Genomic DNA, 18,415 nt, shown 5'->3' with positions numbered 1-18,415 from the left:
CCCGCCAACCTAGAGGCCACCGCGAACAGGCTGTCGACCGTCCGCAACCGCTCCTAGGCTGCCGGGATGAGCCGTAGCGCGAGCCACCCCACCCGTCACCTCGTCGACGGGCACGAGGTCGTGCCGCTGACGCCGCAGACGTGGCACCTGTTCGAGGGGCTGGCCGGCCGGACGGGCCTGTTCAGCGGCTGCTGGTGCGTCCACTTCCACTGCTACCCCGACCCGCCCGAGCGCGAGGAGATGGGCAACCGGGCCTTCAAGCAGAAGCTGGTCGAGGACGGCGTCGCGCACGCGGCGCTCGTGCTCGGGGGGGACCGTGCGGTCGCCTGGGCCGAGTACGGCACGGTGGCCGAGCTGCCGAACATCCACCACCGCAAGCAGTGGGAGGCCGAGACCGACCAGCCGCCGGACCACCGGATCACCTGCCTGTTCGTCGCGAAGGACCGCCGTCGCACTGGGCTCGCCGAGGTGGCTGTCAAGGGCGCGCTCGTCCTGATCGCCGAGGCCGGCGGGGGTCGTGTGGAGTCCTACCCCCACGACCTCCCGCCGGACAAGAAGACCTCCGCCTCGTGGCTCTACAACGCCACCCGGACCATGTACGAGCGGATCGGCTTCACCTACGTCCGCCCCAAGGGCCAGGGCAACTGCGTCATGGAGCTGGTCGTGCCGCCCGCCTGACCAGCCCGTCTCACCCAGCCGGTCTCAGAAGGCGTGCGCCATGAGCTCGCCGAAGAGCTCCTGCTCGTCGGCGTCGAGCCCGCGGGAGCGGAACCACGCGCACATGTTGGCGCAGTCGCGCAGCAGGAAGTCCATCCCCTGGGGATTGCCCACGAGGTCGACCATCTGCGGCAGGTCGATGATCACCAGCCGGTCGCCGGCCGCGAGGGTGTTGTACGGCGACAGGTCGCCGTGGACCAGCCCGGCCTGGACGAGCGTGGCGAGCGCGTCGCGCAGCTGCTGGTAGTACTCCTCGACGACGGACCGCTCCGGGCGGACCTGGGCGACCCGGGGCGCGGTCTCGGTGTCCCCGTCGACCGTGACGGTGATCCACTCCATCATGATCTCGGTCTCGTCGATCTGGACGGGGTAGGGGACCGGCAGGCCGAGCTCCCAGCACCGGCGCAGGGCGTTCCACTCCGAGATCGCCCACTCGCCGGCCGCGACCTGGCGGCCCCAGGTCGACTTGCGCTTGAGGGCGCGCTCGTCGCGGGACCGCTTCATGGAGCGGCCCTCGGTGTAGGCGGCCGCGCGGTGGAAGGTGCGGTGGTCGGTGTCGCGGTAGCGCTTGGCCGCCATGACCACGGCGGTCTCGGGCCGGTGCGGGTCCTCGCGCTCGACGAGGAAGACGTCCGCCTCCTTGCCGGTCTTGAGGACGCCGAGCTCGGTGTCGATGGCGCCGCTGGAGGTGACGACCCAGTCCGGGCGCGGCTCGGGACCCCGCATCAGGGCCTCGAGGTCCTCCCAGCGGGACCATCGTTGACTTGCGCCGAGCTCGTCGGCGTAGGTGTCGTAGGTGAAGACGAACGACTCGTCGATCCCCTCGAGGGGCGAACGGTCGTCAGGCCGGAGGAAGTCCTCCGGGAAGGTGTGCGTCAAGGTAGGTGCTCCGTGTGTGCGAAAGGTGGTCGGCGGGCAGGCCGAGGACAGCGATGGACATGTCACGGCTCCTTTCGGACGGGGCACCGAGATGCGGGCAGCACCCGGTGTGGCGGAACGCCGGGACCATGGTCGGGGGCGACGGGTGCGTGCCGCAACGCATTTACGCGACGAGGGGCAGCCCGACCGAGCGGGCAGCGACCGGAGGACGGACGCGCTAGGTTCGGACGGTGACCACGCGCGCCACCCGCCCCCTCCTGTCCACCGCGCTCTGCGCGGCCCTGACCGTCGCCCTGACGAGCGCCACCGCCATGGGGCCTGCCACCAGCACGGCCACCGCGGAGTCGCCGCTGGCCGCGGCCGACGGCGCGGCGGGCATCGGCGACGCCTACTGGCCGCTCGACGGGAACGGTGGCATCGACGTCGCTCGCTACGACATCGTCAACCGCTACGACCTCGGCTCCAGGCGGTTGGCCGGGCGCACGACGGTCGAGCTGGTCGCCACCGCCGACCTCAGCAGCTTCTCCCTGGACTTCCTGCTCGACGTCGACGCCGTGACCGTGGACGGCGCCGAGGCCGGGTTCACGAAGTCCGACGGCGGGCACGAGCTGCGGATCACCCCGTCCGCCCCGCTCGCCGCGGGCAGCAGGCACACGGTGGTCGTGACGTACGCCGACAAGCCGGGCCGCTACTCCTACGCAGGCGAGCGCAACTGGCTCGCCGACGGCCACGAGGTCGTGACCATGAACGAGCCGCACATGGCACCGTGGTGGTTCCCCGCCAACGACCACCCCCTCGACAAGGCGGTCGTCGACGTGAAGGTGCGCGTGCCGAACGGCCGGGAGGTCATCTCCAACGGCAAGCTGCGCGGCAGGAAGGTCGGCAGGGATGCGACCACGTGGCACTGGCGCGCCGACGAGCCGATGGCGCCCTACCTCGCCTTCTTCGCCGCCGGCGACTTCACCATCGCCCGGGGCAAGCACCGCGGGCTGCCCTGGCTGGTCGCCGTCTCCGACCGGCTCGGCGCGAACGACCGCGCGGCGAGCATGCGGCTGATGAAGCGCACGCCCGACGTGGTCGCCGGGCTCGAGAAGGATCTCGGTGACTACCCGTTCTCCGTGGTCGGCGGCCTGACGACCTCGCTCGACCCGGGCTTCGCCCTGGAGAACCAGACGCGCCCGACCTACCCCGCGGTCGGCGGGAGCTACACCAGCCTCGTCGTCCACGAGCTGGCCCACCAGTGGTTCGGCGACGACATCGCCGTGCAGCAGTGGCGCGACATCTGGCTCAACGAGGGCTTCGCCAGCTTCATGGAGTGGCGCTGGAGCGAGACCCACGGCAAGCGCACCGGGCGCGAGATCCTGAAGTCCTACTACGACTCGATGACGGCACAGTCGGAGTTCTGGAAGGTGACCGTCGCCGACCCCGGGGCGGAGAAGGTCTTCGACGGCGCGATCTACGGCCGCGGCGCGATGACGCTGCAGGCGCTGCGCAACCGCGTCGGCGACGAGGTGTTCTGGCGGATCCTCCGCACCTGGATCAAGGAGCAGCGCGGCGGCAACGGCGCGACCGCGGAGTTCGAGGAGGTCGCGGCGCGCGTCAGCGGTCAGGACCTCGGCGCCTTCTTCACCGCCTGGCTGCGCACCCCGTCCAAGCCTGCCGCGACGGCCGACAACGGCCTGACCTGATGGAGGTCACCTGGTTCCGGGCGCCCAGCGGGGACGATCCCGGCACGCTGAACGCCTGCTACAACGCCCTCGACATCCACGTGATCCGCGGGCGAGCCGACGACGACGCGGTCACGCTCGAGGGCACGTCCCGGTCGTTCGCCTGGCTGCTCACCGAGGTCGCGGCATGTGCCGGCGTGCTGCGGGCGTTCGGCACCGGCGTGGGCGACCGCGTGGTGCTCGGCTCGCTCCCGACGGAGGCCGGCGTGATCGCGGTGCTGGCGGCCGCGCGCGTCGGCGCGGTGGTGGCGTACGACAACTCGGCCGGCGCGGAGGGTCCGGTGCAGGTCCGCACCGTCGAGGGCGCCGTGGTCTTCACCGTCGACAGGGAGGACCTGCCTTGGGACGTCGCCATGCGGGCCGGGCGCACCGACCCCGCCCCGTCCGCGGATGTGCCCGGCGACGCGATCCTGGCCCGCCACCGCGACGACGAGCTCAGCGTGCTCGCCGCCCTCGGCGCGTCGGACGACCACAACGTCCCGGTCCCCGACGGCGCGAAGGTGGTGGAGGTCGGCGGCCTGCGGTTGTGGTCGTTCGACACGCCGTAGGACCGCACGCGTCACCTGACACACTGGCGCCCGTGACTGCGCGCGACATCGTGATCCTCGGCTCGACGGGATCCATCGGCACCCAGGCGCTCGACCTCGTGCGCGCCCACCCCGACCGGTTCCGGGTGGTCGGCCTCACCGCCGGGGGCTCGAACCGCGCGCTGTTCGACGCGCAGGTCGCGGAGTTCGCGCCGGCGTACTCAGGGCTGGGGGAGGAGGCCTCCACCGAGGCGGCCGGTCGCGCCTGCGACGTCGTGCTCAACGGGATCACCGGCGCAGTCGGGCTGCGGCCCACGCTCGCGGCCCTCGACGCCGGCACCACGCTCGCGCTGGCCAACAAGGAGTCGCTGATCATCGGCGGCCCGCTGGTGAAGGAGCGCGCGCGACCCGGGCAGATCGTGCCGGTCGACTCCGAGCACAGCGCGATCGCGCAGAGCCTGCGCGCCGGCTCCGCCTCGGAGGTGCGCCGCCTCGTGCTGACCGCGTCCGGCGGGCCGTTCCGCGGCCGGACCGCCGCCGAGCTCGCCGACGTCACCCCCGAGCAGGCCCTGGCCCACCCCAACTTCGCGATGGGCCGCGTCATCACCACGAACTCCGCGACCCTGGTCAACAAGGGCCTCGAGGTGATCGAGGCGCACCTGCTGTTCGACATCCCCTTCGACCGCATCGACGTGGTCGTGCACCCGCAGCAGCTGATCCACTCGATGGTGGAGTTCGTCGACGGTGCCATCGTCGCCCAGCTCGGCCTGCCGACGATGCTGGTGCCGATCTCGCTGGGCATGGGGTGGCCGGACCGGGTCCCCGACGCCGAGACCCCGATCGACTGGACGAAGGCGTCCGATTGGCGCTTCGAGCCGCTCGACGACGGGGTCTTCCCCGCCGTCACGCTGGCGCGCGCCGCGGGCGAGCGCGGCGGCACCGCCCCGGCGGTCTACAACGCGGCCAACGAGGTGGCGGTCGACGCCTTCCACGAGGGCCGGCTGCGGTTCCCCGACATCGTCACCACGGTTTCCCGGGTCCTGGACCTCCACGACGTACCATCGAGGGAGCACTTCACCGTGGACGACGTCCTCGCCGCCGACGCCTGGGCGCGCGCGGAGGCGTCGGCCCTCATCTGACGCCCGAACCCGAGAAGGATCCCCCTGCATGACCGCCCTGCTCTACACCCTGGGCGTCGTCACGTTCGTCGTGGCGATCCTGGCGTCGATCGGCCTCCACGAGTTCGGCCACCTCATCCCGGCCAAGAAGTTCGGGTGCAAGGTCCCGCAGTGGTTCATCGGCTTCGGACCGACGGTGTGGAGCAAGCAGATCGGCGACACCGAGTACGGCGTCAAGGCGATCCCGCTCGGCGGCTACGTCAAGATCGTCGGGATGCTGCCCCCGGGCGCCGAGGACCTCGTCGAGGAGACGACGTACGACGAGGACGGCGAGCCGGTCCACAAGGTGCGCCGCTCGAACACCGGCATGTTCACCCAGCTGATCTCCGACGCCCGGGCGGCCGAGTGGGAGTACGTCAAGCAGCACGACACCGACCGGCTCTTCTACCGCCTGCCGTGGTGGAAGAAGGTGATCGTGATGGCGGGCGGACCGATGGTCAACATCGCCATCGCCTTCTCGCTGTTCGTCATCCTGTTCGCCACCTACGGCAACCCTCGCGACGAGGTGGTCGAGCCGACCGTCGCCGCGGTGCCCGAGTGCGTCATCCCGGTGTCGGAGGAGCGCACCACCTGCGAGGCCACCGACCCGGAGACCCCCGCGCTCGCGGCGGGCATCCGGCCCGGTGACGAGATCGTCAGCTTCAACGGCACGCCCTTCCGGGACTGGGAGTCGTTCCAGTCGCTCATCCGCGCCAACGCCGACGGCGACGCCGTCATCGAGGTGCGCCGCGACGGTGAGCTGCTCACGCTGGAGACCAACACCACCGTCACCCTGCGCCAGACCTCCCTCGAGGACGAGACCCTGACCGAGGTCGGCTTCCTGGGGATCCAGCCCGAGGTCCACCTCGCGACCGGCGGCCCGCTCTACACCGTGGGGCAGATGGGGACGATGACCGTCGAGACGGTCGAGGCGCTCGGCCAGCTGCCGGTGAAGGTCTACGAGGTCGGCCGCGCCATCGTCGGCCTGCAGGAGCGCGACCCCGAGAGCCCGGTCTCCATCGTCGGCGGCGGGCGCTTCGCCGGCGAGGCGGCCAGCGCCGACTTCCCGCTGGTCGACAAGCTCGTCACCCTGCTGTTCCTCATCGCGAGCTTCAACTTCTTCATCGGCATGTTCAACTTCGTGCCCCTGCTGCCGCTCGACGGCGGTCACATCGCCGGTGCCCTCTACGAAGGGCTCAAGCGTGGTCTCGCCCGCCTGCGCGGTCGTCCCGATCCGGGGCACGTCGACGTCGCCAAGCTGCTGCCGGTGGCGTACGTCGTGGGGCTGGCGATGCTGGTGATGGGCGTCGTGCTGATCGTCGCCGACCTCGTCGTGCCGCTGCACCTCAGCTGACCCGTCGGCTGAGGCCACGCTCACGTCCGCCGACTCGGGTCCGCGGGGTCCGGCCTCCTAGACTGGCGCCATGACTTCTGTCGGCCTGGGCATGCCCGCCCTCCCGCCCCCCGTGCTGGCCCCCCGCCGCAAGACCCGCCAGATCAAGGTGGGGTCGGTGGGTGTCGGCAGCGACTCGCCGATCTCGGTCCAGTCGATGACCACGACGCTGACCTCCGACGTCAACGCCACGCTCCAGCAGATCGCCGAGCTCACCGCCACCGGCTGCGACATCGTCCGCGTGGCCTGCCCGAGCCAGGACGACGCCGACGCGCTGCCGGAGATCGCGCAGCACTCGCAGATCCCGGTCATCGCCGACATCCACTTCCAGCCGAAGTACGTCTTCGCCGCCATCGACGCCGGCTGTGCGGCCGTCCGGGTCAACCCGGGCAACATCCGCAAGTTCGACGACCAGGTGAAGGAGATCGCCCGCGCCGCCAAGGACCGCGGCACCTCGATCCGGATCGGCGTCAATGCCGGCTCCCTCGACAAGCGGCTGCTCGAGAAGTACGGCAAGGCCACGCCCGAGGCGCTCGTGGAGTCCGCCGTGTGGGAGGCCAGCCTGTTCGAGGAGCACGACTTCCACGACTTCAAGATCTCGGTCAAGCACAACGACCCCGTCGTGATGGTCCGCGCCTACGAGCTGCTCGCGGAGGCCGGCGACTGGCCGCTGCACCTCGGCGTCACCGAGGCCGGTCCGGCGTTCCAGGGCACGATCAAGTCCTCGGTCGCCTTCGGCGCCCTGCTGTCGAAGGGCATCGGCGACACCATCCGTGTCTCGCTGTCCGCCCCGCCGGTCGAGGAGGTCAAGGTCGGCCTCCAGATCCTGGAGTCGCTGAACCTCCGCCCGCGCCGGCTCGAGATCGTCTCCTGCCCGTCCTGCGGTCGCGCCCAGGTCGACGTCTACAAGCTCGCCGAGGAGGTCACCGCCGGCCTCGACGGGCTCGAGGTGCCCCTGCGCGTCGCGGTCATGGGTTGCGTCGTCAACGGCCCGGGCGAGGCCCGCGAGGCCGACCTCGGGGTCGCGTCCGGCAACGGCAAGGGCCAGATCTTCGTCAAGGGCGAGGTCGTCAAGACCGTCCCGGAGTCGCAGATCGTCGAGACCCTGATCGAGGAGGCCATGCGCATCGCCGAGGGGATGGAGTCCGTCGAGGGCTCGGGGGCGACCGTCTCGGTCTCCTGACGCTCGGGTGATCCCCGGCTGACCGGGGATCGCTGAACTTGTCAGGCCGTGCACGGGCCGACATGTTCAGTGAATGCCTGACAAGTCGGCCTCACGGCTCGCCGCGGGCACCCGGCGACATGAGTAGGCTCCCCACGTGCTGAGGACTCGCGAGCAGGTGCGCGTGCTGGGCCCGGCCGACCGGGACCGCTTCATCGCGCTCGCGGAGCAGGACCCCGTGGTCAACGTGTTCGCCGACTACCGCGCGCGCCTGACCAACCTCGACGAGCGGTGGCTCGGTGGGCAGGTGTGGGGCCGGTTCGTGGGCGACGACCTCGTCGCCGGCTGCCACCTCGGCGCAAACCTCGTCCCGGTCCAGTGCACGCCCGACGACGTGGTCGCCTTCGCCGACGCCGCGCTGCGCCGGCGCAGCACCGTCGGGACGATCGTCGGCCCCCACGACGTCGTCGCCTCCCTGTGGGACGCGCTCGAGCCGCGGTGGCAGCGGCCGCGGGAGTTCCGCGCGCGCCAGCCGCACCTGGAGATGAGGAGGGTCCCCGACGTCCCGGGCCACCCCGACGTACGTGTGACGACCCCGCGCGACCTCGAGCAGCTCTACCCCGCGTGCGTGGCGATGTACACCGAGGAGGTCGGCGTCTCCCCGGAGAGCGACGCGGGCGGCGGCGACCTCTACCGCGCGCGCGTGCAGCAGCTGATCGGGCGGGGCTGGTCGATGGCGAGCTTCGACGACGACGGCGTGGTCTTCAAGGCCGAGGTCGCCTGCCTGACGCCGTACGCCGCTCAGGTGCAGGGCGTGTGGGTCCGTCCCGACCGGCGGGGGCAGGGGCTGGCGACGAGCGGCATGGCGGCGGTCGTGGCCCACGTCATCGGCTCGGGGATGGCGCCCGTCGTCTCGCTCTACGTCAACGAGTGGAACGCGCCGGCCCGGGCGACGTACGCGCGGGTCGGCTTCGAGCAGACCGCCACCTTCGCCACGCTCATGTTCTGAGAGTGCGCCGGAAAGCGCGAAAAAGATTTCGCGCCGGACGTATCAGCACGTCGCTGACCCCTACCTGAGAGGACATGGGGACAATGGTCACCATGTCGGAGAACCGAAGGGCTGAGGGGGAGCTCGAACAGTCACCGTGGGAAACAGCCAGTGGGGCGTTCACGGCGTGGCGTGCAGGGGACGCCGCCGCCGTGGACGATCTGGTCACCGCGATGACACCGGTCCTCTGGCACGTGGTGAGGGCCTACGGACACGACCGCCAGTCGGCGGAGGACGTCATCGCGACGACATGGCTCGGTTTCGTCCGTCTGCACCAGACCATCAACGACCCCAAGGCTGTCGCGTCCTGGCTGATCACCTCAGCCAGGCGCGGCGCCGCAGAACATGCCAGGAAGGCACGGCGTGCCTCCCCGGTGGAGGACGAGAAGCTCGCCGTGGTGCTCCCCGACGTGGAGTCCGCGGAGGAGCTCGCCGTGCTCGACGACGAAGCTGCGCGGTTGTGGCGGGCCGTCGCGAGCGTGGACGAGCGCTGTCGCAAGCTGCTGCGCGTCATCGCCTTCATGGAACGACCCGACTACCAGTCGCTCAGCAAGGAGCTCGACATGCCCGTCGGGAGCATCGGACCCACCCGGGCCCGGTGCCTGGCCAAGGTCAGGACCGCACTGATGGACGAAGGAGGGGGACGATGAACGCCTCGGACGACAGCCTGCTCGACGACCTGCGCGAGATGTGGCTCCTCGCCGACCCGCCCCCTCCGGGGCTCACGGCGACCATGATCGCGACCGTCGCGGCCGCCGACCTCGACCAGGAGTGGGAGCTCCTCGTCCTGGTCCGCGACTCCGCCGACGAGCCGGCCGCGCAGGTCCGCGGCCTCGCCTCGGCCCGCATCCTCTACTTCACCGCCGCCGAGGGCTGGTCCCTCGACGCCGAGATCGACGGCGACCAGGTGCGCGGTCAGCTGCTCGACTTCGACGGAGACATGGGGTCCGTCGAGGTCGCGCTCGAGTCGCGCGCCGGTGAGCGCTGGTCGTCCGGCCTCGACGAGGTCGGCTTCTTCGCGATCACCGCCGAGGTGAGCGGCGAGGTCCGCTTCACCGTCAGCAACGGCACCGGCAGCGCCAGTAGCCGGTGGATCGAGGTCTGAGGGGACTCAGGGCGCCGGCACGAACGGGTGGCGCAGCTCCATGTGGGGTCCGACCACCGGGTCGGAGTCGTAGACCGCGCGCGCCAGGACCTTGTCGCACGCCTCGGCGGGCGAGACGCCGTGCTCGCCGATGTAGCGGGCGATCAGGCCGGCGACGACGGGCGCCGCGAACGACGTACCGCTCCATCGGGCCATGCCCGTGCGGAACTCGCGCATGTCGCCCTTGGCGGGTGTCTCGCGGCACTTGTAGCTGCCGTCGGGGAACGCGTTGACGTGGTTGCGGCCGACGGCGTAGACGTCCGCGGACACCCCGTAGTTGGAGAACTCCGAGATCCGGCCGTTCCGATCCAGCGACCCGACGCCGACCGCCCAGGGGAAGGCGGCCGGCCAGAACGGCGCGGCGGTGGAGTCGTTGCCGGCGGCCGCGACGAGCACGCACTCGCTGTCCCTCAGGTGCTCCTCGTAGAAGGTCTCGAAGGCGGCGGACGGCAGGTCCATGCGGGTGCGGCAGCCCGCCGACAGGTTGATGACCTGCGGGTCGCGCTTCATCGCCTCCTCGAGCTGCACGACCATGTCGGACTCGAGGATCCCGCCGCCGCCCACGCCGCCGATGCAGAAGCCGTCGACGTGGACGTCGGCGTCCGGTGCCAGGCACCGCACGACGCCGGCGATGAACGTGCCGTGACCGGCGTACCGCCGCAGGTGGGCGGGATCGTTGAGCTCGTCGTCGCCGGTGACGCCGTCCAGCCACGGCGTACGCCCGTCGGTCGCGGAGGTGGGGTTCCAGCCGGTGTCGACGACCACGACGGTGACGTCGCGCGCCACCTTCTCGAGCCTCGGCTCCCGCGGCGGCCACGGCTCCTTCAGACCGGTCTCCTCCGGCTCGATGGCGGGGCAGAGATTGCCACCGCCTCCCGGAGAGACGTGGACCCAGTGGTCGGGCGTCGCCTTGCCCCGCTCGAGCCCGGCCTCCTCCAGCGCGTCGAGGACCTCCGGCACCGACTGGCCCTCGGTGCGCTCGGGGAGCAGGTAGCGCACGAGCGCGTCACCGAGGAGGGTCACGTCGTCGCGCCGCGGCTCACCCTTGAAGAGCCGCTCGCCGACCTGGCGGGCGATCCCCTCGAAGTCGTCCACGTCGGCGCGGCGCACGAGCACGCGGTCGGGGTGGTAGAGGTAGGTGAAGTCCGCCGGGGCCTCGGTGTTCCAGGCCACCTGGTCCTCGTTGGCCCGGCGGAACGCACGGAGCTGGTCAGTGGTCTTGCGTCGCCGGTCGTCGCCGATCATCCAGTCGCCCATGGTCCCGACGCTAGTGCCGTCCAGCAGACCCTGACGAGGATTTTCCGACTTCTTGGGCGGCAGATCCGCAAGGATGGCCGGACAATGACAACCAGGCACGAAGCAGAGGAGGTGTTGCGCAACCTCTTCTCCGACCCTGACGCGGCTCAGGCCCGTGCGCGGGACGAGCTCATCGCCGCGGCTGACCCCGTCGTGTCGTCGATCGGCCACCAGGTGCTCGGCATCGTGCTGCGTGACCGAGGACTGATCGAGGAAGCACTCGTCGAGCTGAAGCGTTCGCTGCGCCTGGCTCGCAGGTCGGGCGACCGGGAGCGTCGAGCCGACGCCCGCGCGACGATGGGGGCGTCGCTCGCCGTGGCCGGACGAGTCCGGGAGGGCCTCAGGCATCTCGATCGGGCCGCGCAGGAAGCCGAGGGCGTTGCCCGCGCGCGCGTCCTGTATCGACGAGCATGGATCTTGGACCTGATGCTCGCCGACTTCGAGCGCAGCGCGAGCGAGCTGCGAGAGTCGCGGAGGATCTTCGCCGATGCTGGCGACGACGTGTGGGAGCGGCAGACCCTCAACCTCGAGGGGCACGTCGAGGTCGGACTCGGCGACCTCGAGGCTGCCGCTCGGGCCTTCGCCACGTTCGGAGAGCTCGCGACCTCCGGCGGTGACAGGTCCGACATGGGCCTCGCGCGGCACAACACCGGGTGGCTGGCGTATGTCCGAGGTGACCTGCCCCGGGCGTTCGAGCTGTACGCCGACGCCAGCAGGCGCTACGACGCGTTGGGCGTCACCAACGTGGACCTCGTCTACGACCGGTGCCTGGCCTACCTCGCTGCCGGTCTGGCGACCGACGCTCTGGACGTCGTGGAGCGGGCCCTCGTCGCGCGGCCACTGCTCCCCCGCGAGGAGGCCGACCTCCTCCACGCCGTGGGGGAGGCGGCGCTCGCCGCCGGCGAGTGGGCGCGCGCCACGACCGCCGCCGAAGACGCGAGCCGTCTGCTGCGCTCGCAGTCGCGACACGTCCCACGGCTGCACGCCGACCTCCTGGCCCTCACCGCCCAGGCCGAGGCAGGCCTGCCGGTCGCGCCGCTGCTGCGACGTACCGAGCGGCTCATCGCCCGCACGCGCGAGCTGAGCGCCACGGAGCTGCCGCACGCGCTGCTGCTGGGAGCCCGCTTGGCGGGCGCAGTCCGATCCCATCGCGCATCGGCCCTGAGGCGGGCCTGGCTCGAGGAGGCGTCCGCCTACCGGCGGAGCACGTCGGGCCCTACGCGCGTCCTGGGATGGTACGCGCTGGCCCAGTGCCGGGCGCTCGACGGCGACGTCGCCGGTGTGCTGCGCGCGTCTGACGCGGGCCTGAAGGCTCTCGAGGAGCACCGGGCGACCCTCGGCAGCCAGGAGCTGCGGGCCGCCTCATCGAGCCACGGGGCCGACCTGGCCGAGCTCGGGACCCGCACGGCCCTGGAGTCCGGGGACGCGCGCCGGCTGCTCCGATGGTCCGAGCGCTGGCGCGCGACCTCGCTCGCCGTGCCGCCTGCGTACGACCGGCGCGACCCCGAGACGACGGCCGACCTGGCCGCGCTGCGGGCCCAGCACCGGCGCATCGCTGACGCCCGGGCCCACGGTGCGCCGACGGACCGCCTGGAGGCGCGCGCCGCAAAGCTCGAGCAGTCCGTGCGCCAGAGGATGTTCCACCTGCGCGGCTCCGGGGTGACCGCGCAGCAGCTGGACGTCGACAAGCTCCTGGCTGCCCTGGCGGAGGACGACACCGTGTTGGTCGAGCTCACCGAGATCGACGGCCAGCTCCACGCCCTCGTCGCCGGGCACGGACGCGTACGCCGCCTCGACGTGGGTGACGCCGCGGCCGCTGCGTCGGCGGTGGACTTCGCGCTCTTTTCCCTCCGCGGTGCGGCGCGCGGCCGTCGCTCCCAGCTCGACCTCGCCGGCGTACGACTCCAGCGGGCGCTGCTGGGGTCCGCGCTCGACCACGTGGGGGAGGCGCGGGTCGTGGTGTCGGGCACCAGCGCCCTGCAGGGCGTCCCGTGGGGCCTCCTGCCCGGTCTCGCGGACCGGCCGGTGACCAGCACCCCGTCCGCCCGGCTCTGGCTGCGCGCGCGGCAGGCCGCAGCGCCCGAGCCCGACCGGCGCGTCATGCTCGCCGGGCCGGGGCTCGCCAGCGGCGGTGCCGAGGTGCCGGCCGTGGCGGCCCACGACCCGTCCGCCGTGGTGCTCGACGGGCAGGACGCGACCGTGGAGGCCTCGCTGGCCGCGCTCGACGGTGCGGGCCTGGCCCACGTCGCCGCGCACGGGCACTTCCGCGATGACAGCCCGCTCTTCTCCTCGCTCGTGATGGCAGACGGACCGTTGCTGGTGCACGACCTGCAGCGGCTCAGGCGGCCGCCGCACCGGGTCGTGCTCTCGGCGTGCGAGTCGGGGGAGCTCGCCCCCGTCGGGGCCCAGGAGCTGCTCGGCCTCTCCGCCGCCCTGTTGTCCATGGGCACCGCCGGCATCGTCTCCAGCCTCGGCGAGGTCGACGACGCCGCCACGGTCGAGGTGATGGTCGCCCTCCACGCGGCGTTGCGGCAGGGCCACGGCCTCGGCGAGGCGATGCTCGCTGCGCGTCGTGCGGCCGCGGGCGACCAGGTGCTGGCCGCCACCGCCGCGTCGTTCACCGCGCTGGGTGTCTGAGCTCGTCCGCGAGCTGAGGCCTCCGGGGCGATCCGGGCTCAGGGAGCAGACGCCTTCACCGGGTCGGTGGCGTTCTCGCAGGCGTCGAGCGTGCAGCGCACGGTGGCGGACTTGCGCCGACCGTTGACGTCGAGCAGGAGCGTGCCGGGCGACTCCCACTGCCAGTCGCTGAACCAGCCGGTCGTGTACGTCGCCAGCTTCGATCCCCGGACGGTGCGCAGCTTCAGCTCGCCGGGCCCGAGGCCGTCGGTGAGGAGGTGCATGGTCAGCATCTGCGTGCCGTCGGGGGAGAGGGCGGCGACCCGCTCGCGGCACGACGCGAAGCGCTTCACCCGCGGCCGGTCCAGCTCGACGAGCCTGAGGCAGCCGCCGAAGTAGGGGTCCTTGGTGTAGTACGCCAGCAGGCCGTGCTGGAGGCTCGCCAGGCTGCCGGTCCTCCTCACGATCGTCCGGGTGGCGCCGGTGGCGAATGTCCACGCGTAGGTGCGGCCGTCGCGGCTGAGCACGACCTGCTCGGCGTCCACGTCGAGGAGGTCGACATACCGACCGGGTCCCTTGCTGCCCAGGACGGTGCCGTCGGCGGCCGAGGCGACGAGCGTCGTCACCTTCCGTCCCTTGCTGGTGAACTGCTGCCAGGCGAGGGTGCTGCCGTCAGCCGACAGGATGACGGTCGAGGGGTCGATGTTGCGCAGCACGTCGACGACCGAGCCGTCCGCCTCGACCCGTACGACGCGCCGGTTGCGCTTGACGTCCACGTTGTTGGTGCCGACCAGCCAGGCGTCGCCGGAGCGGCCGATGACCCGGGCGATCGTGCCCGGCAGCTCCACGCGGCGTACACCGTCGACGAAGTCGCCGTCCTCGATGTGCGGGACCGCGACGTCCGCGCCCCGGGTGAGCCGCTGCGGCTGGAGGTCGACGGTCGGCGCGGCCGCCTGGGCGGGCGTCGCGAGCGAGAGTGCGGTGGTCAGTGCGGCCAGCACGAGGCCGGCAGTGCGTGAGCGACGCATGGTGTCTCCCCTGGTCTGGGTGCGGTGTCGTCAAGGAGACGTCGCACCTGGTCGCGAGGTTGCCTGCGACCGTGCACCAATCTGGTTCGCGGTGGCCGGAGTGCCGCACCTATCCTTGCGCCCATGACTGGCCGCCTCCTCCGCATGTCGACCCTGTTCGTGCGCACCCTGCGCGACGACCCCAACGACGCCGAGGTGCCGAGCCACAGGCTGCTGGTCCGCGCCGGCTACATCCGCCGCAACGCGCCGGGCATCTACACGATGCTGCCGCTGGGCCTGCGCGTGCTGCGCCGGATCGAGAACATCATCCGCGAGGAGATGGACGACATCGGCGCCCAGGAGCTGTCGTTCCCGGCGCTGCTGCCCCGTGAGCCCTACGAGGCGACCAACCGCTGGACCGAGTACGGCCCCAACATCTTCCGGCTCCAGGACCGCAAGGGCGCCGACTACCTCCTCGGCCCCACGCACGAGGAGATGTTCACCCTCGTGGTGAAGGACCTCTACTCGTCCTACAAGGACCTGCCCCTGTCGATCTACCAGATCCAGACCAAGTACCGCGACGAGGCGCGTCCCCGCGCGGGATTGCTGCGCGGCCGCGAGTTCATCATGAAGGACTCCTACTCCTTCGACGTCGACGACGCCGGATTGGACGAGTCCTACGCGCGGCACCGCGAGGCCTACATCCGGATCTTCGACCGGCTCGGGTTCGAGTACGTCATCGTGCGGGCGCACGCCGGCGCGATGGGCGGCTCCAAGTCCGAGGAGTTCCTCGCCAACGCGGCTGTCGGCGAGGACACCTATGTCACCTGCCCGGCCTGCGGGTTCGCCGCCAACGTCGAGGCTGTCGAGACGCCGTCGCCCGCCCCGGTGTCGTACGACGACGTGCCCGAGGCGCACGTCGAGGACACGCCTGACACCCCCACCATCGACTCCCTGGTCGAGCTGCTCAACGACCGGTTCCCGCGCGAGGACCGTGCGTGGCTGGCCGAGGACACGCTCAAGAACGTGCTCTTCGTCGTCACGCAGCCCGACGCCACCAGCGAGCCCCTGGCCATCGGCGTGCCCGGTGACCGCGAGGTCGATCCCAAGCGGCTCGAGGCAACGCTCTACCCGGCCGAGTTCCGGCCCTTCGGCGAGGAGGACTTCGCCCGATACCCCGACCTCGTGAAGGGCTACATCGGCCCCGGGGTGCTCGGCGAGAAGGGCGCGACCGGGATCCGCTTCCTCGTGGACCCGCGAATCGTGGAGGGCACCCGCTGGGTCACCGGCGCCGACCAGCCCGGCCGCCACGCGATCGACCTGGTCGTGGGTCGCGACTTCACCCCCGACGGCACGATCGAGGCCGCCGAGGTCCGGGCCGGTGACCCCTGCCCGCGCGGCGACGGCATCCTCGAGGCCGCGCGCGGCATCGAGATGGGCCACATCTTCCAGCTCGGCCGCAAGTTCGCCGACGCCCTCGGCTTGCAGGTGCTCGACGAGAACGGCAAGCTCGTCACCGTCACGATGGGCTCCTACGGCATCGGCCCCTCGCGCGCCGTCGCCGCGATCGCGGAGAACACCCTCGACGACCTCGGCCTGTGCTGGCCCCGCAACGTCGCGCCCGCCGACGTCCACGTGGTCGCGGCCGGCAAGGACGAGGCGATCCTCGCCGCTGCCGAGCAGCTGGCGCGCGACCTCAAGGACGCCGGCCTCGAGGTCCTCCTCGACGACCGCGTCGGCAAGGTCAGCCCCGGCGTGAAGTTCAAGGACGCCGAGCTGATCGGCGTGCCGACGATCGTCACCGTGGGCCGCGGCCTGGCCGACGGGACGATCGAGGTCCGCGACCGCAGGTCCGGCGAGCGCGAGGAGGTCGCGGTCGAGCGCGCCGCCACGCACATCGTCGACATCGTCAGGTCCTGACGTGCCCGGGTCCTGGCGCGAGCACCTCGCCGGGATCCGGCCCGACGCCGACCCGGCCGAGGCCGACTGGTGGGACACCGCCTGGGACGCGGGCACGCCACCGGCGGTGGGCTTCCTCATCCCGCACGGGTTCGAGGCCTACGCCCGGGTGCTCCACCCGGCGCACGACTCGGAGTGGCGGGAGGTCCGGTGGGCCGCGGTGGCCGCGGAGAACGGGACGACGCTCCATCCCGAGGCACAGTGGTGGCGGCTGGCTCGACGCTCCGACTCGTACGACCAGAGTGCCGGGTGGGCGGGGCACAACCCCGAGCCCGGCCGCCTGCACCGTCCGGCGTTCGAGGCACTCACCGACGTGCTCGGGCGTCACACCACGCGGTCGGATCCCACGTTCGTCGCCTTCTGGGTCGGGTACGGCGTGTGGCCCCCGGCCTGGTTCGGTCTGCCGACGACGCGTCGTCCGGTCCGGGAGTCCTACCTCTTCGAGCGCCCCTTCGACGACGTGGTGACGCTGTGCGCGGAGGCACCCGCGGTGGCGTACGCCCTGGGCACCCCGACAGGGACGTCCGTGGTGATCGGCGGGCCGCCGCTCACCGCGGACGAGCAGTTCGACGTGTGGGCACCACACGGGTGGCAAAGCCCCAGCGCCTGGTGGCCGGCCGACCACGCGTGGGCGACCTCCAACGACACCGACCTCGACTCCACCCTGGTCGGCGGCTCCCGGGCCCTCGTCGACGACCTCCTCGCCGACGGCCGGCTCGAGGTGCTGCGGTGGCCGGTCGACGGCTCGCTCTGGTCCGGCGCCGACACCGTCAACCAATAGGCACCGGCGACCCGAGGTGCACCCAGCAGGCAGTTCGCCAGCCGCGGACCGCCGCTGAGCGTGGCGCAGGCATGCGAGGACGCGAACTGCCTTCATGGTGCGCGCGAGGGTCGGTAGGTTCGCGGGCATGGCGATCCAGGCTGTCATCTTCGACTGGGGCGGCACGCTGACGCGGTGGCACGACGTGGACTTCCACGCCGAGTCGCTGGCCCTCGCGGAGGCCGTACGTCGTACACCCACGCCCGACGACGACCACCACGCCCACGCCGAACGGCTCCACCGCGCCGGCGACGTGATCTGGGGGCGCAGCCGCGACCACCAGCGGAGTGCGACGATCGCGGACCTGTTCGTCGAGGCCGGGCTCGACCACGACCCGGACCTGCTGCAGGCCTACTACGACTTCTGGGAGCCGCACACCCTCACCGACCCGGAGGCCGGGCCGATGTTCGAGGAGCTGCGCTCGGCCGGGCTCAAGGTCGGCGTGCTGTCCAACACCGTGTGGCCGCGGGCGTGGCACGTCGGGTTCTTCGAGCGTGACGGCGTGTACGACCTCATCGACGGCGACGTGTACTCCAGCGAGATCCCGTGGACCAAGCCGTCACCGCACGCCTTCGCCGCGGCGATGGCGGCCGTCGGCGTCACCGACCCGGGCGCCTGCGTCTACGTGGGTGACCGCCTCTTCGACGACGTCTGGGGCGCGCAGAACGCGGGCCTGCACGCGATCCACGTCCCGTTGAGCAACATCCCACCGGCCCAGGTCGGGCACAGCGAGGGCGAGCCCGACGCCACCGTCGAGTCGCTGGCCGACATCCCGGCCGCCGTGCTCGCCCTCGGCTCCCGCTGAGCGGTTCCCGCCCCCGGGTCGCTGCAACTTTGTGCGTTGCACGAACATGCAACCGTGTTGTGGTTCCCGCCGTCCCGGATCGAATGCATGATTGTGCATGTGGCTCCACCACCCCCACAGGAGGGGCCACATCGGGTGATGCTGACCAACCCCACAAG

Annotated in this window: 16 protein-coding genes; 13 read left to right on the top strand and 3 right to left on the bottom strand. The window is 71.8% G+C overall.

Annotated elements, in window-relative coordinates; all coding sequences use genetic code 11:
- Positions 1-66 precede the first annotated feature (66 nt).
- Positions 67-678, top strand: coding sequence for a GNAT family N-acetyltransferase (locus Q9S36_RS26980; protein ID WP_311287920.1), 612 nt, complete (start codon positions 67-69; stop codon positions 676-678).
- Between the two features lie 24 nt (positions 679-702).
- On the opposite strand, the gene Q9S36_RS26975 is transcribed toward Q9S36_RS26980, so the two are convergent.
- Positions 703-1,596, bottom strand: coding sequence for an RIO1 family regulatory kinase/ATPase (locus Q9S36_RS26975; protein ID WP_311287919.1), 894 nt, complete (start codon positions 1,594-1,596; stop codon positions 703-705).
- Positions 1,597-1,826: 230 nt separating this feature from the next.
- On the opposite strand from Q9S36_RS26975, the gene Q9S36_RS26970 reads away from it, so the two are divergent.
- From Q9S36_RS26970 to Q9S36_RS26935, 8 genes are all read left to right on the top strand, one after another.
- Positions 1,827-3,284, top strand: a complete 1,458-nt coding sequence (locus tag Q9S36_RS26970; RefSeq protein WP_311287918.1) for a M1 family metallopeptidase — start codon at positions 1,827-1,829, stop codon at positions 3,282-3,284.
- Positions 3,284-3,871 (top strand): AMP-binding protein, encoded by a 588-nt coding sequence (locus Q9S36_RS26965; RefSeq protein WP_311287917.1) that lies wholly within the window; start codon positions 3,284-3,286, stop codon positions 3,869-3,871. The genes Q9S36_RS26970 and Q9S36_RS26965 overlap by 1 nt, the downstream gene beginning before the upstream one ends.
- A 32-nt stretch (positions 3,872-3,903) precedes the next feature.
- Complete coding sequence (gene dxr, locus Q9S36_RS26960) at positions 3,904-4,989, top strand: 1-deoxy-D-xylulose-5-phosphate reductoisomerase (RefSeq protein ID WP_311287916.1); 1,086 nt, start codon at positions 3,904-3,906, stop codon at positions 4,987-4,989.
- Positions 4,990-5,017: 28 nt separating this feature from the next.
- The gene (locus Q9S36_RS26955) at positions 5,018-6,361 is read left to right on the top strand and encodes a M50 family metallopeptidase (RefSeq protein ID WP_311287915.1); all 1,344 of its coding nucleotides are present in this window, start codon (positions 5,018-5,020) and stop codon (positions 6,359-6,361) included.
- 70 nt (positions 6,362-6,431) lie between these two features.
- On the top strand, positions 6,432-7,583 hold the full coding sequence (gene ispG, locus Q9S36_RS26950; RefSeq protein ID WP_311287914.1) for a flavodoxin-dependent (E)-4-hydroxy-3-methylbut-2-enyl-diphosphate synthase: 1,152 nt from the start codon (positions 6,432-6,434) through the stop codon (positions 7,581-7,583).
- A gap of 136 nt (positions 7,584-7,719) precedes the next feature.
- On the top strand, positions 7,720-8,571 hold the full coding sequence (locus Q9S36_RS26945) for a GNAT family N-acetyltransferase (RefSeq protein WP_311287913.1): 852 nt from the start codon (positions 7,720-7,722) through the stop codon (positions 8,569-8,571).
- Between the two features lie 191 nt (positions 8,572-8,762).
- Positions 8,763-9,260: a sigma-70 family RNA polymerase sigma factor gene (locus Q9S36_RS26940; protein WP_311287912.1), complete on the top strand. Its 498-nt coding sequence runs from the start codon at positions 8,763-8,765 to the stop codon at positions 9,258-9,260.
- Positions 9,257-9,715: a hypothetical protein gene (locus Q9S36_RS26935; protein WP_311287911.1), complete on the top strand. Its 459-nt coding sequence runs from the start codon at positions 9,257-9,259 to the stop codon at positions 9,713-9,715. The genes Q9S36_RS26940 and Q9S36_RS26935 overlap by 4 nt, the downstream gene beginning before the upstream one ends.
- Before the next feature lie 6 nt (positions 9,716-9,721).
- Here Q9S36_RS26935 and Q9S36_RS26930 read toward each other — a convergent pair whose 3' ends face one another.
- Complete coding sequence (locus Q9S36_RS26930; protein ID WP_311287910.1) at positions 9,722-11,011, bottom strand: S8 family serine peptidase; 1,290 nt, start codon at positions 11,009-11,011, stop codon at positions 9,722-9,724.
- Between the two features lie 84 nt (positions 11,012-11,095).
- Here Q9S36_RS26930 and Q9S36_RS26925 point away from each other — a divergent pair, with 84 nt between their 5' ends.
- Positions 11,096-13,687, top strand: a complete 2,592-nt coding sequence (locus Q9S36_RS26925) for a CHAT domain-containing protein (protein WP_311287909.1) — start codon at positions 11,096-11,098, stop codon at positions 13,685-13,687.
- Between the two features lie 38 nt (positions 13,688-13,725).
- Here the strand turns inward: Q9S36_RS26925 and Q9S36_RS26920 are convergent, their stop codons facing one another.
- Positions 13,726-14,694 carry a hypothetical protein gene (locus tag Q9S36_RS26920; protein ID WP_311287908.1) on the bottom strand — a complete coding sequence of 323 codons (969 nt, stop codon included), beginning with the start codon at positions 14,692-14,694 and terminating at the stop codon, positions 13,726-13,728.
- A 123-nt stretch (positions 14,695-14,817) separates the two neighbouring features.
- On the opposite strand from Q9S36_RS26920, the gene Q9S36_RS26915 reads away from it, so the two are divergent.
- From Q9S36_RS26915 to Q9S36_RS26905, 3 genes are all read left to right on the top strand, one after another.
- A complete protein-coding gene (locus Q9S36_RS26915) occupies positions 14,818-16,593 on the top strand; it encodes a proline--tRNA ligase (protein ID WP_311287907.1) in 1,776 nt (591 codons plus the stop codon).
- Position 16,594: 1 nt separating this feature from the next.
- Positions 16,595-17,413, top strand: a complete 819-nt coding sequence (locus tag Q9S36_RS26910; RefSeq protein ID WP_311287906.1) for a hypothetical protein — start codon at positions 16,595-16,597, stop codon at positions 17,411-17,413.
- Positions 17,414-17,540: 127 nt separating this feature from the next.
- The gene (locus Q9S36_RS26905) at positions 17,541-18,257 is read left to right on the top strand and encodes an HAD family hydrolase (RefSeq protein ID WP_311287905.1); all 717 of its coding nucleotides are present in this window, start codon (positions 17,541-17,543) and stop codon (positions 18,255-18,257) included.
- The last annotated feature ends 158 nt before the right edge of the window (positions 18,258-18,415 follow it).

It is taken from the genome of Microbacterium sp. ARD31 (assembly GCF_031844425.1).
Note: the sequence above shows the minus strand (reverse complement) of the source record. Positions and strands in the feature narration are given on the sequence as shown.